The following is a 14191-nucleotide window of genomic DNA, read 5'->3' as shown; positions in this document are numbered from 1 at the left end:
GCGCCGGCGGCGGGCCGGTCGGCCCCCACCCGCGTGACGCCGCCGTCGGTCCGGTCGGCCGCCGCGGCGGGGTCGGCCGCGGTGGGTGGGCCGTCGGAGGCGGGTCCGCCGGCTGCGCACTCGGACCCCCGGTCCCCGAGTGCGACGGGCCCGGAATCCGGTGAAAGGCGCCGGCTCGCCCCGATGACGGCACTGCGCGCCGCCCTGGGGTGGGCGAAAGGATAGGTGCGGATCGAACTACTCGTGATCACCGTCGAACAAGGGCCTGATCAGCGTATTTGTTGCCAGTGACTGCTGGCGTGATGTGGGTGCCGGGTGAATCTGGATTACCGGCGGGTACACAAAGCCGTCGCTCGGGCATACGCTGCCGCTCATGACGGACTCGCAGGCCCCGGAGAAGTCCGGCCTCGGTGTTGCCGAGACGACCGGCACCAACCCTCTCGCCCCCTCCCCGGCGGGCGCCCGTACCGCTGCCGACGTGGTGACCCCCCAGCTGGTGGCCCAGCTCACCAAGGACGTCGTCGGCTCCGGCCGGACCGCCAACCACACCCCGTTCACCGGCGAGAAGCTCGCCGACCTGCCCGAGTCCACCCCCGAGGACGTGGCCCGGGCCTTCGAGGCCGCCCGCTCCGCGCAGGCCCTGTGGGCGCAGACGCCGGTGCGCCGGCGCGCCGCGGTCCTCCTCCGCTTCCACGACCTGGTGCTCGAACGGCAGGCCGAGATCCTGGACCTGATCCAGCTGGAGACCGGCAAGGCCCGCCTGCACGCGCACGAGGAGGTCCAGGCCGTCGCCGTCGCGGCCCGCCACTACGGCCGCCGGGCCCCCGCCTACCTGAGGCCGAAGCGGCACACCGGTGCCGTCCCCGCGCTGACGAAGGTCACCGAGCTGCGCCACCCGCGCGGCGTCGTCGGCGAGATCGCCCCCTGGAACTACCCGCTGGAGCTGTCGGTGGGCGACGCGCTCCCCGCGTTCGCCGCGGGCAACGCGGTCGTGATGAAGCCCGACACCGAGACCTGCCTGACCGCGCTGTGGGCGCGGGACCTGCTGATCGAGGCGGGCCTGCCGGCCGGGGTCTTCCAGGTCGTCATCGGCGACGGCCCCGTCGTCGGCCCCGAGATCGTCCGGCACGCCGACTACGTCTCCTTCACCGGCTCCACCCGCACCGGCCGCGAGGTCGCCGAGCGCGCCGCCGCCCGCCTGGTCGGCGTCTCCCTCGAACTCGGCGGTAAGAACGCCATGTTGGTGCTGGAGGACGCGGACGTCGACAAGGCCGCCGCGGGCGCGGTGCGCGCCTGCTTCTCCTCCGCCGGGCAGCTGTGCATCTCCATCGAGCGGCTGTTCGTCCACGAGTCCGTCGCGGACGCCTTCCTCGACCGCTTCGCCGCCCGCACGCGGGCCATGCGGCTCGGTGCCTCCCTCGCCTACGGCGCCGACATGGGGTCCCTGGTCGGAGAGCGCCAGCTGGAGACGGTGAAGCGGCACGTGGAGGAGGCCGTGGCCAAGGGCGCCACGGTGGTGGCCGGCGGAGTGGCGCGCCCGGACGCCGGCCCGTACTTCTTCGAGCCGACGATCCTCGACGGTGTCACCGAGCCGATGGCGGTGTGCACCGAGGAGACCTTCGGGCCGGTCGTGTCGGTCTACCGCTTCACGACGGAGGAGGAGGCGATCACCCGGGCCAACGCCACGCCGTACGGCCTGAACGCCTCGGTCTGGACGAAGGACGCCCGCCGCGGCCGGGAGGTCGCGGCCCGCCTGCGCACCGGCACGGTCAACGTCAACGAGGGCTACGCCCCCGCCTACGGCAGTGCCCAGTCCCCCATGGGCGGCATGAAGGACTCCGGCCTCGGTCGCCGGCACGGCTCCGAGGGCATCCTCAAGTACACGGAGGCGCAGACGGTGGCGCACCAGCGACTGCTGCCGATGGCGCCGTCCCTCGGGATGGACGACGAGAAGTACGCGGCGTTCATGAGCCGGAGCCTGCGCCTGATGAAGGCGTTCCGGTTCCGCTAGCCCCCGACCGTTCCCGACGAGGAGAGCACGTGGCGCAGGAGAAGTCCGTCCCCACCGAGCACGAGCAGGCGCACGACCACCGGGACGAGGACGGGTGCGAGGACGGCTACGACTACGACGTCCTCGTCGTCGGGTCGGGGTTCGGCGGTTCGGTGTCCGCCCTCCGCCTGACGGAGAAGGGCTACCGGGTGGGCGTCCTGGAGGCCGGCCGCCGCTTCACCCGCGAGTCGCTCCCGCGCAACTCCTGGGACCTGAGGAACTACCTCTGGGCGCCCCGGCTCGGCATGTACGGCATCCAGCGCATCCACCTGCTGGGCAACGTCATGGTCCTGGCCGGTGCCGGGGTCGGCGGCGGCTCGCTGAACTACGCGAACACCCTCTACGTGCCGCCGAAGGCCTTCTTCGACGACCCCCAGTGGCGGGAGATCACCGACTGGCAGGAGGAGCTCCGGCCCTACTACGACCAGGCCCGCCGCATGCTCGGCGTACGCCTGAACCCCACCATGACCCCCTCCGACGTCCACCTGAAGGCGGCGGCGCAGAGGATGGGCGTCGGCGACACCTTCCACATGGCGCCGGTCGGGGTCTTCTTCGGCGACGGCCGGGACGCGGACGGTGCGGCGACGGCCGGGCCGGGCGAGCAGGTGCCCGACCCGTACTTCGGCGGTGCGGGCCCCGCCCGCCGGGCGTGCACCGAGTGCGGCGAGTGCATGACGGGCTGCCGCCACGGCGCGAAGAACACCCTGAACGAGAACTACCTCTACCTCGCCGAGAAGGCGGGCGCGGTCGTGCACCCCATGACGACGGTCGTGTCGGTGACGACCAACTCGCGCGGAGGCTACGCCGTGGCGACCCTCCCGACGGACAACCGCCGCACGACGCGGGGCCGGACGTTCACGGCCCGCAGGGTCGTCCTGGCGGCGGGCACCTACGGCACCCAGACCCTGCTGCACCGGATGAAGGCGGGTGGCCAGCTGCCGTACCTGTCGTCGCGGCTGGGCGAGCTGACCCGCACCAACTCGGAGGCCCTGGTCGGAGCACAGACGGACAACCGCCGCTACCGCAGGGCGACGGGCGAGCCGAGAGCGGACTTCACCCGGGGCGTGGCCATCACGTCCTCCGTCCACCCCGACGAGAACACCCACATCGAGCCGGTCCGCTACGGCAAGGGGTCCAACTCGATGGGCGGCCTGTCCATCCTCCAGGTCCCGTACGCGCCGGGCGGCTCACGCGTCCGGGCCTGGCTGGGCAACGCGGCGAGGCATCCCCTGCTGGTCCTGCGGTCCCTCTCCAACCGCCGCTGGTCGGAGCGGACCATCATCGGTCTGGTGATGCAGTCCCTGGACAACTCCCTGACCACCTACCTGAAGCCCGACGGGGTCGGCAAGGGCCTGCTGACGGCGCGTCAGGGGCACGGCGCGCCCAACCCCAAGCAGATCAAGGCCGCGTCCGACGGTGCCGCCGCCCTCGCGGCCGAGATCGACGGCTTCGCCGGCTCGAACGTGGGTGAGCTGATGGGCACCCCTCTGACGGCCCACTTCCTGGGCGGCTGCCCGATCGGGGCGTCCTCGGAGACCGGTGTGATCGACCCGTACCACCGCCTGTACGGCCACCCCGGCATCTCGGTGGTGGACGGCGCGGCCGTGTCGGCGAACCTGGGCGTGAACCCCTCTCTGACGATCACCGCCCAGGCGGAGCGGGCGATGTCGTTCTGGCCGAACAAGGGCGAAGAGGACCCGCGTCCGTCGCAGACGGCGGCCTACGCCCGCCTGGACCCGGTGGAGCCGAGGCATCCGGCGGTGCCCCAGGACGCCTTCGGCGCGCTCCGGCTGCCTTTCCTGGGCATCCCGGCCGTACCGCCGAAGCAGCAGCACGACTAGCGCGGGCCGGGGTCCGGGGGCCCCGCGCGTCCGGAACGGCAAAGGGACCCGCGCCCCCCTCCGAGCGCAGGTCCCTTCACCTCCACGGACGGCCGTACGGAAGCTCACCGAGCCCCCGGACGGCCGTGCTCACGCCCGGGCGCCGGACCTGCGGCGGCGTACCAGGAAGAGCGCACCCGCTCCGGCGGCGACGGCGGCGCCGCCGACGAGACCGATCACGGGCAGGGCCGAACTGGAGCCGGTCTCGGCGAGGTTGCCGGTGATCGGCCTGGCCGCGCCCTGCGGCTTCACGTCCTGCGCGGGGGTGGTGGGCTTCTCGCCGCTCGGCTCGGCGTCGTCGACGTCGCCCGCCTGGCTGCCGGCGGAGAGCACCGTGACGTCGTACGAGTCGCCGTTGCCGTAGCAGGAGGAGCCCTTGCCGGCGTAGACGGCCTCGCTCAGCGCGACCGCGGAGCCCGCCGGGGCCTTGGAGCTGACCTGGATCCGGAGGTCGAGCGTGGCGGAGCTGCCCTTCTCAAGGGAGTCGAGCAGGGCGACGAAGGAACCGGAGAAGTTCACCGTGCCGTCGCCCCCACCCCCGAGGGTCTCCTGGTAGGCGTCGGTCCACTTGCCGTCCTCCCTGACCTGGATGCGGGCCAGGTCGGTGTAGAGGGAGGCATCCAGATCGTCGCTGTACTCGGTGAACGCGTTGATCCACACGTTCTCCAGGTCCCGGTCCGAGTCGTTCTCGACGACGAACCGGAACGCGTGCCAGCCCGAACCGGCGACGATCTTGTTCGGCAGCCCGGAGATCGTGGCGGTGAGCTTCTCGTCGAGATCGAAGGTCTCGCAGTCGGAGTACGGATCGAAGGCCGCGTCGCCGTCGGCGGCGGACCCGGTCGGCGAGGCGGAGGCCGAGGCCGATGCGGAGGTCGAGGTGGAGGCAGAGGCAGAGGTCGAGGGGGACGCCGACGGCGAGGACGACGCGGAGGCCGCGGACGAGGACTCGGCGTACGCGTCCGAGTCGGGGGCCGAGGCGGAGGCGGAGGCGGTGCTCTCGTTCTCCGGGGTGGTCGCCGAGGCGGACGCGTCCGCGCTCCTGGAGGCGGTGGCGCTCGGCGAGGAGGACGCGCTGCCCTGAGTGGCGAAGGCGGTGGGCGCCGCCAGCAGCGCGACCGGGGAGATCACAGCCGTCGCGGCCGCAAGGGCCATGGCACGGCGAAGCTTCATGAAGACCTCAAGCAGTCCAGTGTGGTCCGGGTGTGGTCCGGCAGGTGGAGGGACCGGCGTGGCGGCGCTGAAGAGTCCCTGGATTCAGGGGGTTTGATTCGTGGCGCCGATGAAGGGTTGTGCGAGGCTCACACGATCTTTATGTGATCCACGCCACTCTTGCGCGGCCGGTGTTCCGGCCCGTTCTCGCCTCCGGGCGGCGGCTCACGGCACACGGCTCGCGGTGCGCCGGGTACGGGCGGCGCGGGGCGCAGGGCGGAGGGTGGAGGATGGAGGGCGGAGGCGTCCTGCGGGCGGCGGCCGTCGGGGCGGCATGCGAAGGGCCCCGCGGGAGCTCGCCGCGGGGCCCTTCTTTCGTCAGCACCGGCGTCAGGGCAGCGCCGGTGCCGGGGAAGCGGCGCCGGGGGGTTGCGCCGCTGGGTGGCCGTGCCTGGGGTCCGCTCCGACGGTCCCGATCTCGGGCAGCCGGGTCGCGGAGACCGGGCCCACCAGGCAATGAAGTTGTGTACGAGGGGACTTGGGCCTGCCGGGTATCGTGCGGGACGAAGGCGGCCTCCGCAACCGTTCGACCCGGACTTCATGCATATGTGCACGTTCCCGCCGATCGGCCCCGGGCGTCCCCGGAGCCGACCGTTCTCTTGGGTGACCGGGCTGCTGTCCCCTGCCGTCCGGTCACTTGCTGGAGCGAGGTCCCACGACGCACAGCACGATCCGTACGCCTCACCGCTCCAGTGAGCCACGCGTGGTTCTTTCGGGCCCGCCCCTGGATGGCACGGACATCGGTACCAACGAAGGCGCCCGGAGGCGGTCACGCGCCGTACGGGTGAGAGGGGATGCGAACTCAGATGCGACCCCGGCACAGTTCGAGCAGCGTCATCGCCAGGGCCGTACCCGGCTTGCCCAGGGCCTCGCGGTAGCGGGCGAGGACCTCCATCTCGCGGGAGAGGTTCACCCGCCGGCCGCCGGAGGCGATCCGCGCCTCCTGGATCACCGCGGACACGGCCGTCCGCTCCTGGATCAGGCCGATGATCCGGTCGTCGAGCGCGTCGATGCGTTCACGCGCACCGGTGATCACGCCGGCGCCCTCGGCCGTACGCGCGCCCGTCTTCTCCACGGTGCCCGTCTTCTCCCCGGTGCCGGCCCTCTCGGGGGTGCCGGTCCCCTGCGTGTCGTCCGTGCACTCATGGGGCTTGTGGGGCTTGGGGCGCTCGGTGGCGCCGGTCTTCTCCGCGGCGGTGGCGGTCATCTCTGGGCTCCTCGTCCGAAGGAGGTGCCCCGGAGCGGCAAGGTCCGCGCACGCCAGGCGCCCCGGACCTGTTCGGCCCGGGGCGCCTGGGAAGTCGCTCGATCAGTTGCTCAAGCAGCACGACCACGGCAGCCGGCGGGCCGGGTGCCATAGGTAAAGACGTACGTCACGTGCTGGAGCATGCCGCCAGTATGCCGCGCCGCCACGGGGTGTCCAACCCGGTTCGGATGATGAGACGCGCGCCCGTCGGCCCGCTCGCCCGGCGGCAGGGGCCGTGTCCCCCGGCCGCCTCGGTAGAATTGGCCAGCACGTACGACCCCGCCCCACCGCCGGAAGGCTCCCGTGTCATCAGCGACCCCCGCTGCCGCCGCCCCCGACACCGTCCTGGTCGTCGACTTCGGCGCGCAGTATGCCCAGCTCATCGCCCGTCGCGTCCGTGAGGCCCGGGTCTACAGCGAGATCGTCCCCAGCACCATGCCGGTGGCCGAGATGCTCGCCAGGAACCCGGCGGCGATCATCCTGTCCGGCGGGCCCTCGTCCGTGTACGAGGAGGGTGCTCCCCGCCTCGACCGCCGCCTCTTCGAGGCGGGCGTCCCCGTCTTCGGCATGTGCTACGGCTTCCAGCTGATGGCGCAGGCCCTCGGCGGCACCGTGGACAACACCGGTGCGCGCGAGTACGGCCGTACGGACCTGCACGTGTCCAGGTCGTCCTCGACCCTCTTCGAGGGCACCCCGGCCGAGCAGGCCGTGTGGATGTCGCACGGGGACGCCTGCTCCGCCGCGCCCGAGGGCTTCACCGTGACGGCCTCCACGGACGTCGTCCCGGTCGCCGCCTTCGAGAACGACGACAAGAGGCTGTACGGCGTCCAGCACCACCCCGAGGTCATGCACTCCACGCACGGTCAGCAGGTGCTGGAGCACTTCCTCTACCGCGGCGCCGGACTGAAGCCGGACTGGACCACCGGCAACGTCATCGAGGAGCAGGTCGAGGCGATCCGCGGCCTCGTCGGCGACAAGCGCGCCATCTGCGGCCTCTCCGGCGGCGTCGACTCCGCCGTGGCCGCCGCGCTCGTCCAGAAGGCCATCGGCTCCCAGCTGACGTGCGTGTACGTCGACCACGGCCTGATGCGCAAGGGCGAGACCGAGCAGGTCGAGAAGGACTTCGTCGCCGCCACCGGCGTGCAGCTGAAGGTCGTGGACGCGGAGCAGCGCTTCCTCGACGCCCTCAAGGGGGTCACCGACCCCGAGGAGAAGCGGAAGATCATCGGCCGGGAGTTCATCCGCGTCTTCGAGCAGGCGCAGGCCGAGATCATCGCCGACGAGGGTCCGGCGGTCGAGTTCCTGGTGCAGGGCACGCTCTACCCGGACGTCGTCGAGTCCGGCGGCGGCACGGGCACCGCCAACATCAAGTCCCACCACAACGTGGGCGGCCTGCCGGAGGACCTTGAGTTCCGGCTGATCGAGCCGCTGCGCAAGCTGTTCAAGGACGAGGTCCGCATGGTCGGCCAGGAGCTGGGCCTGCCGGAGGAGATCGTCCAGCGCCAGCCCTTCCCCGGGCCGGGCCTGGGCATCCGCATCGTCGGCGAGGTCACCAAGGAGCGGCTCGACCTGCTCCGTGACGCCGACGCCGTCGCCCGCGAGGAGCTGACCGCGGCGGGCCTCGACCGTGACATCTGGCAGTGCCCGGTGGTCCTGCTGGCCGACGTCCGCTCCGTGGGCGTCCAGGGCGACGGCCGTACCTACGGCCACCCGATCGTCCTGCGGCCCGTGTCGTCCGAGGACGCCATGACCGCCGACTGGTCGCGGCTGCCGTACGACGTCCTCGCCCGCATCTCCACCCGGATCACCAACGAGGTGAAGGACGTCAACCGCGTCGTCCTCGACGTCACCTCCAAGCCCCCGGGCACCATCGAGTGGGAGTGATCCCGCGGCACGTGAGGGTCAGGTCCGCTTGAAGGTCCGCACCGGCTCTCCGGGCTTCCAGACCTCGACGACCAGGAAGCGGTCGTCCTCGACGTAGGTCCGCACGACCTCTGTCAGCTCGGTGCGGAAGAGGTGGAACGGCTTCGGCGGTTCCGCCTCTTTCCCGTACGCTTTCCCGTACGCCCTCTTCGCGTCCGGGTCCATCACCTCGATCGCCCGGCCCGCGACGCGCACGTCCCCGCCGCCCATGCCGGTGCCGGAACCCGGGTTCGCCTGGAGCGCGAAGCGCGCGTCGCGCCGCAGGTCGAGTGCCTTGAGCGAGTCCGGCATCATCCCGAGCCACAGCTCTCCGGCCAGGAACCGGACCTCCAGGCCCGAGGTACGGGGCGAGCCGTCCCTGCGGACGGTGGCCAGGACATGGTGGGTGAAGGCGCCGAAGCGCTCTTCGACGGTCCCGGCCAGGCCGGGCTCGGCGGTCGCGAAGGTCTCCCAGTTCACTGCCGTGGGGCGAGTCGTTTCCATGGGTCGAGTGTCACCCCGAAACCCGACATCCTCCGTCGTGTTTCGGCAGGGCCCGTTCTCCGGCGACTGACCGGCGGCACCTTCCGGCCCGCACCGCAACCGAGCCGGGTGCCGGAGGAGCGGTGCCCTTGGACCGGCGGAGCGGGGCGGCGCGGATGCGGGGCGGCCGGGGGAACGGGGCGGAGCGGGGCGGCACCCTGGGCGGCTCAGGCGAAGCTGCGGAGCACCGCGGCCTTCGTCCTCGCGAACTCCTCGTCCGTGAGCACGCCGTCCCGGTGCAGCTCGCCCAACTCGCGCAGCCGGCGCAGCAGTACGTCGTGGTGGTCGGAGGGGGGCGGCACGGTGGGCGCGTCCGGCGACCGGCCCCGTGTGGCCCACTCCCCGCCGGTGCGGGTGGACGGGTGCGGCAACCGCGCCGTGACCGCCGTCGCGACCAGCGCGGTCAGCAGGTCACGGCGTGTGCTGCCCCACAGATCCAGGGCGTAGGGGTCCTTCTCGGGCGGCAGCTTGGAGAACACCGTCTCCCGTGTCACGAACCGCAGGAAGCCCTCCTCGTAGCCGGAGTTGGGCAGCCACTCGACCTGCACCAGATCGCCGATGGCGATGATCCTCGGTCCGGTCGCCCGTTTGACGCGGTCGGAAGTGTCGGCCCAGTCGATGCGGACCTGGCCGCCGTCGAAGGAGACCGTGCCGTCGGAGGAGCGCACCGACACCGGCACCGGAGGGCCGGGCAGCAGATAGGCCTTCGCCGGTTCCTTCGGGATCCGGTCGAGCAGCAGTGCGCGGCGGATCTCCTCGGCGACGTACTCGGCGACCCCCGACCGGTCGGTGTCCACGGCCAACCGGTACGGATCCGCCGCGTACGGCAGTCTGCCACCGGTCGCCTGCAGGAGCGGGTCGGCGCCCTCCCGCAGACTCATCCGCAGGCGCCCCCGCTTGCGTTCCGGCTCGTAGACGACGCCCGCGACGGCGTTCAGCGGGACGGCGATCTCCCCGAACGTCTGCCGGAACAGCGGTACGGAACGGTGGAGTCCCGGCGTGATCCTGACCGTTGTGCCGTCGAAGGCCCAGGTCCCGTCGCGCTGGATGATCTCGGCCATACGGAAATTCTCGCAGCCGGGTCAACACGGCGGACCGCTCTTCACTCCCGCCTGACGGACCTGCCGGACACGGTGCGTGTCGGGTAGGGCACAATTCGCTTCTGTCATTGGGGAGTTGCCGGGCGGCCCGCCGGCGGTCCGCGCCTGCCCGGCCGGACCGGGACGCGGACCGCCGGCGGCGCAGGGCGTGGACCGGCGGCACGACCGCCGGACCGTGGATCGGCCGTGAGGGCCGTGAGGATCGTGGGGAAGGGCGGGCGTCGGCGTGGCGGTGCAGGAGGCGAGAGGGGCCGTGGGGGCGGCGGGTGCCCACACGGGTGGCTGCACCTGTGGGGGATGCCCGCACGGGGCGCGGGAGGGACACCGCCGGGCGGTGGCCGAATTCCTCCTCAAGCGAGACGAGTTCGCCGCAGGCAAGGGCCTTCCGGCGGCGGTGGCCCACTCGGCCTCCGCCTCCCGCCAGTGGGTCTCCGAGGAACTGGCCCAGTCCGCGCAGGCCGTCGCCGAACGCAGTCGTGCCGAGGGCGAGGCATGGCTGATCCGGCTGTGGCGCCGAACCGCGGCCGTGGTGTGGTCGGGTGTCGTCCTGCTCCTGCTGGGGCAGGCGCTCACGGCGATCGGCGCCGGCTGGACCGCCGCCCGCACCGCAGGACTCGCCGCGGCGCTCGTGGCCGCCGGCGTGCTGACCGCCGCCGCCTGGTTCCACCGGGCGCGGGGTGGCGCCCTCGCGCCCGTCATCGGCGAGGACAACCGCCTGTCGACGTCCCGTGCGGTGGCCGCCGCCTGGGTCCTCTTCCTCGCCTACGCGGTGCTCGTCCTCGTCGGCCGCCTCGCGGCCGCCTCCGCGCCCGGTGACCGGGACGCGCTGATCTCCGGACTCGCACTCGCCCGTGGCGCAGGGGTGGTGACCGTGCTCGCCGTCGTGTGCGGGATCGCGGTGCTGGTGCGGCGCGTCGTGGGGTTGCGCGTGTCGGCGCAGCGCCTGCAGAAGGTCCACGCCGACCGGCCCAGGGCGGCCGACCTGCTGACGGACGACGCCGGTCGCGGCACCTTCGCCGACATCCAGTACGTCGTGATCAGCGCGGTGGTGCTGGTCTTCGCCGCGGTGCGCCTGGCCCGCCGCCCGGACCAGTTGCCCGACCTGCCGTGGGGGCCGGCGGTGGTGGTGCTGATCTCGGCGGCGACCTACCTCGCCGGCAAGTACGCGGAGGGCGGCCGGCCGGTGATCCTCTCCGTCCTCCGGGCCCGCGAGGCCGGTGACCTCGATGCGCCGATCCGCACCGGCGACGACATCGAGATCCGCGGCGCCGGTTTCGTCCCGCCGGGTGCGGACGGCGCCGACCGGCTGTCGCGGATGGCGGTTCGCATCGGGCCCGTCCACGTCCATGTCCCCCTGGTCCCGGTTGCCGGCGGTTTCCGCAATCCCACCGACAGCCTCCTCACCGTGCCCGTCCCCGCCGACGTGGAGCCCGGCCGGATGGAGGTGCAGGTCGTGACAGCGGCCGGGGTGGAGACCAACCGGTACACGATCGACGTGACGGAGTGACCGGAGCACCGCCCTCCACGTCCTGGCCCTCGCTCTGGGGCATCGCCGACCGGTCACGGGTCGCCGGGCCCGTGTCCTTCGGCTACCAGCCCCGCCCCTGGGCCACCGGCCACCCGGGCGGCCCGGTCCTGGGCCATGGGCCATAGGCCGCCGGGCCGCGACGCGGTGCCCCGTCCCGGGGCACCGCTGACCGGATCCCTATCCGCGGCCACCCGCCCGTGGGCCCCTGCCCCAGCGCCCGTCGCTCGTGGCGGAGGTCCTGGTCGTGTCCCCGACTGAACACGTCTCGCTTTTCGTACGTATCGTCAGGTATCGGAGACCTCACTGCGGGCGAGAGGCGGCTGGGAGCGATGGGTCACGGCATGCGAACGGGCACGCACACCCTCCGTCTCGACGAGCGCGGCGACTGGCGGGACGCCGCGTCCCGCTACGCGTTGCTCCCCCTCCGCGTCTTCCTCGGTGTGACCTTCGTCTACGCCGGCCTGGACAAGCTCACCGACAGTGCGTTCATGCAGGCCTCCGGCGCCGGCTCCATCGGGGACACGATGCGGTCCGTCCGCGACTCCTCGGCCATCCCGGCCCTGGTCGACCTGGCGCTGAAGAGCCCCACGGGGTTCGGCTACGCCATCGCCCTCGGTGAACTCGCCGTCGGCCTGGGCACCCTGATCGGTCTGCTCACCCGGGTCGCGGCACTCGGTGGTGCACTCATCTCCCTCAGCCTGTGGCTGACGGTGAGCTGGGCGACCGAGCCCTACTACTACGGCAACGATCTCATCTACCTCATGGCCTGGCTCCCGCTGGTCCTCGCCGGCGCGCCCGTCCTCTCCGCGGACGCGATGCTGCGGGCCCGTCGGCGAGGCGGGAGCCACAGCGGACCGGGGCCGTCCTGGGCGCGGTGACCTCCGCCCGGGGTGCCCGGCGGCGGCCCGGTCAGCCGGCCGGGCCGGTCCGGGTTCCGCCTCCGTGGCCTGTCCGGTCGCCGAGGCGGCGTCTTCGTGCCGCCCGTCCGGTGGCGCCCACCGCTCCGGCCAGGCAGAGCCCGCCGACGACGAGGGGGATCAGCGTGAACCAGGGAATCTCCCACGCCCCTCCCGCGTCGCCGGCGTAGAGCACGCCCGCGGCGGTGAGGAAGGCACCGGCGACGAACCGGCCGGGCTGGAACTCATGACGCAGCACGGGTCACCTCCGCCTGTCCCAGTCCCACATGCAGATCCAGATCGAGCGTCCCAGAACTCGCGGTGCCCCCGGCGGGGGCCAGGGTGACCCGGCGGTGCTTGCCCGGTTGCACGTCCACGTCCCTGCTGTCCTCGCCCGGCAACCGGATGTCCCCCACGCCCACCTCGATGTCCGCCTTCACCGTCATGTCCGCAGGCACGATCACCCGTACCCGGCCCACTGCCACGTCCGCCGCGGTCGACACCGTCTTCCCCGCGGCCAGGTCGAGCCCGGACAGGTCCAGGGTGCCGACGCCGGCCCCCAGGTCGTACGCCGGCCGGACGTCCGCCGCCGTGGCGGGCCGCCAGGTGGTGCGTGTCCACTGCGTCCCGATGTCCTTGGGCACGGCCGCCGCACCGGCGAGCAGCCCCGCCGTGATGGCCGCCAGCACGATCGACCCGGCGCCCGTCCGCCCCAGGAACGCGCTGAGCGCGATGCCCGCGCCGAACACGAGGAGCGCGCAGGCCAGCCCCGTCTGCAGGCTGGTGCCGAGCGGCTGCGTGTCCCAGGTCAGGCCTGTGCCGAGCGCTGCCGCGAGCAGGGCCAGCAGGAAGACCCAGCCGCCGACCCGGCGCGGACCGCGCTGCCCGGGCCGCTCGGCGTGCGGGGCGCGGGTCTCACGGGTCCCCTCGCCGGCTCCGCCGTGCCCGATGAGGTCGACGCTGATCAGCGAGGTGATGTCCGGCTTCCGGGCGTCGCCCGGACCCCACAGATAGCCGGTGCCGCCGACGTGCGTGCCGTCCTTGACGATCGGGTCGCGCCACCACGAGTAGGAGATGGGCGCCGGCGGTGCCTGGGCCTCCGGCGGGGCATCGGCCACGGCCTGGGCGGCTATCGGGTCGGGGCCGGGGTCGCGTCGCCGCTGCGACCAGTAGCCGGCGCCCGCGAGGAGGAGGGAGAGCACGACGCCGAAGGTGAGCACGCTGCCGTTGTTCAGCATCGACAGGAACACCCCGCATCCCACGAGCGCGAACAGCACGGCCGCCAGGGCCTGGCCGTCGACGCGGCCGGTGAGCAGCTTGCGGACCTCGTTCTCCTCCTCGTCGTCGTAGGGGACGAAGAGCCAGGCGAAGCCGTAGAAGATCAGGCCGATGCCGCCCGCCGCGGCGAGGACCGCCAGCGTGATCCGGAAGATCACCGGGTCCACGTCGCTGTGTCGGCCCAGGCCCGCGCACACTCCGGACAGCATCTTGTGCTCCCGGTCCCGGCGGAAGGGGCGCGGGGAGCCGGGCTGCTCCGGGTCCTCCGCGCCCGGCGGGCCGGGACGGCCGCCCCTTCCTCCCACCGCTCCGGGCGTACCGCCCGGTTCCGCGTGCGCGCGCGGCTCCTGCGGAGAGGGCCGGGTGCCCTCGTCCGGTGCGGCGCCCTCGGAGGGCTCCGCGTCCGCGGCGTGCTGGTGATCAGTCATGGGTCCATGGTGACGGGCGAGCCGCCGCGACGGCAGTCGGGATGACCCTGGCCGGACCCTGATATCGGCCCCTGACCCCGGGCCGGGGGCGGCGGGTGACGGGCCCCCGGGCCGAAGATCAGGGGAGTCTC

At 72.9% G+C, this 14191-nt stretch carries 11 protein-coding genes; 5 read left to right on the top strand and 6 right to left on the bottom strand.

All coding sequences use genetic code 11. The features are described 5' to 3' along the window. Nucleotides 1-373 precede the first annotated feature (373 nt). Nucleotides 374-2011, top strand: a complete 1638-nt coding sequence (locus tag I3F54_RS12400; RefSeq protein ID WP_240118749.1) for a succinic semialdehyde dehydrogenase — start codon at nt 374-376, stop codon at nt 2009-2011. Between the two features lie 29 nt (nt 2012-2040). Further along, entirely contained in the window at nt 2041-3891 is a 1851-nt protein-coding gene (locus tag I3F54_RS12395; protein ID WP_308373421.1) for a GMC family oxidoreductase, read from the top strand. A gap of 129 nt (nt 3892-4020) precedes the next feature. Here I3F54_RS12395 and I3F54_RS12390 read toward each other — a convergent pair whose 3' ends face one another. Together I3F54_RS12390 and I3F54_RS12385 are read right to left on the bottom strand one after the other, a co-directional pair. Then, nucleotides 4021-5100 (bottom strand): LAETG motif-containing sortase-dependent surface protein, encoded by a 1080-nt coding sequence (locus tag I3F54_RS12390; RefSeq protein WP_240118748.1) that lies wholly within the window; start codon nt 5098-5100, stop codon nt 4021-4023. A gap of 841 nt (nt 5101-5941) precedes the next feature. Beyond that, on the bottom strand, nt 5942-6346 hold the full coding sequence (locus tag I3F54_RS12385) for a chorismate mutase (RefSeq protein ID WP_240118747.1): 405 nt from the start codon (nt 6344-6346) through the stop codon (nt 5942-5944). A gap of 342 nt (nt 6347-6688) precedes the next feature. On the opposite strand from I3F54_RS12385, the gene guaA reads away from it, so the two are divergent. After that, entirely contained in the window at nt 6689-8269 is a 1581-nt protein-coding gene (gene guaA, locus I3F54_RS12380) for a glutamine-hydrolyzing GMP synthase (protein WP_240118746.1), read from the top strand. 18 nt (nt 8270-8287) lie between these two features. Here the strand turns inward: guaA and I3F54_RS12375 are convergent, their stop codons facing one another. Further along, a complete protein-coding gene (locus tag I3F54_RS12375; RefSeq protein WP_240118745.1) occupies nt 8288-8791 on the bottom strand; it encodes a pyridoxamine 5'-phosphate oxidase family protein in 504 nt (167 codons plus the stop codon). Nucleotides 8792-8997: 206 nt separating this feature from the next. Then, on the bottom strand, nt 8998-9891 hold the full coding sequence (locus I3F54_RS12370) for a DUF4429 domain-containing protein (RefSeq protein WP_240118744.1): 894 nt from the start codon (nt 9889-9891) through the stop codon (nt 8998-9000). A gap of 265 nt (nt 9892-10156) precedes the next feature. On the opposite strand from I3F54_RS12370, the gene I3F54_RS12365 reads away from it, so the two are divergent. Together I3F54_RS12365 and I3F54_RS12360 are read left to right on the top strand one after the other, a co-directional pair. Then, nucleotides 10157-11437 (top strand): hypothetical protein, encoded by a 1281-nt coding sequence (locus I3F54_RS12365; protein WP_240118743.1) that lies wholly within the window; start codon nt 10157-10159, stop codon nt 11435-11437. A 362-nt stretch (nt 11438-11799) separates the two neighbouring features. Beyond that, nucleotides 11800-12336 (top strand): DoxX family protein, encoded by a 537-nt coding sequence (locus tag I3F54_RS12360; RefSeq protein WP_374205914.1) that lies wholly within the window; start codon nt 11800-11802, stop codon nt 12334-12336. A 31-nt stretch (nt 12337-12367) separates the two neighbouring features. On the opposite strand, the gene I3F54_RS12355 is transcribed toward I3F54_RS12360, so the two are convergent. Then, nucleotides 12368-12613 (bottom strand): hypothetical protein, encoded by a 246-nt coding sequence (locus I3F54_RS12355; protein WP_240118741.1) that lies wholly within the window; start codon nt 12611-12613, stop codon nt 12368-12370. Further along, nucleotides 12600-14060 carry a PspC domain-containing protein gene (locus I3F54_RS12350; RefSeq protein ID WP_240118740.1) on the bottom strand — a complete coding sequence of 487 codons (1461 nt, stop codon included), beginning with the start codon at nt 14058-14060 and terminating at the stop codon, nt 12600-12602. The genes I3F54_RS12355 and I3F54_RS12350 overlap by 14 nt, the downstream gene beginning before the upstream one ends. Between the last annotated feature and the right edge of the window lie 131 nt (nt 14061-14191).

Origin of the sequence: Streptomyces sp. MUM 2J (assembly GCF_022414535.1) — a bacterium.
Classification (GTDB): domain Bacteria; phylum Actinomycetota; class Actinomycetes; order Streptomycetales; family Streptomycetaceae; genus Streptomyces.
Note: the sequence above shows the minus strand (reverse complement) of the source record. Positions and strands in the feature narration are given on the sequence as shown.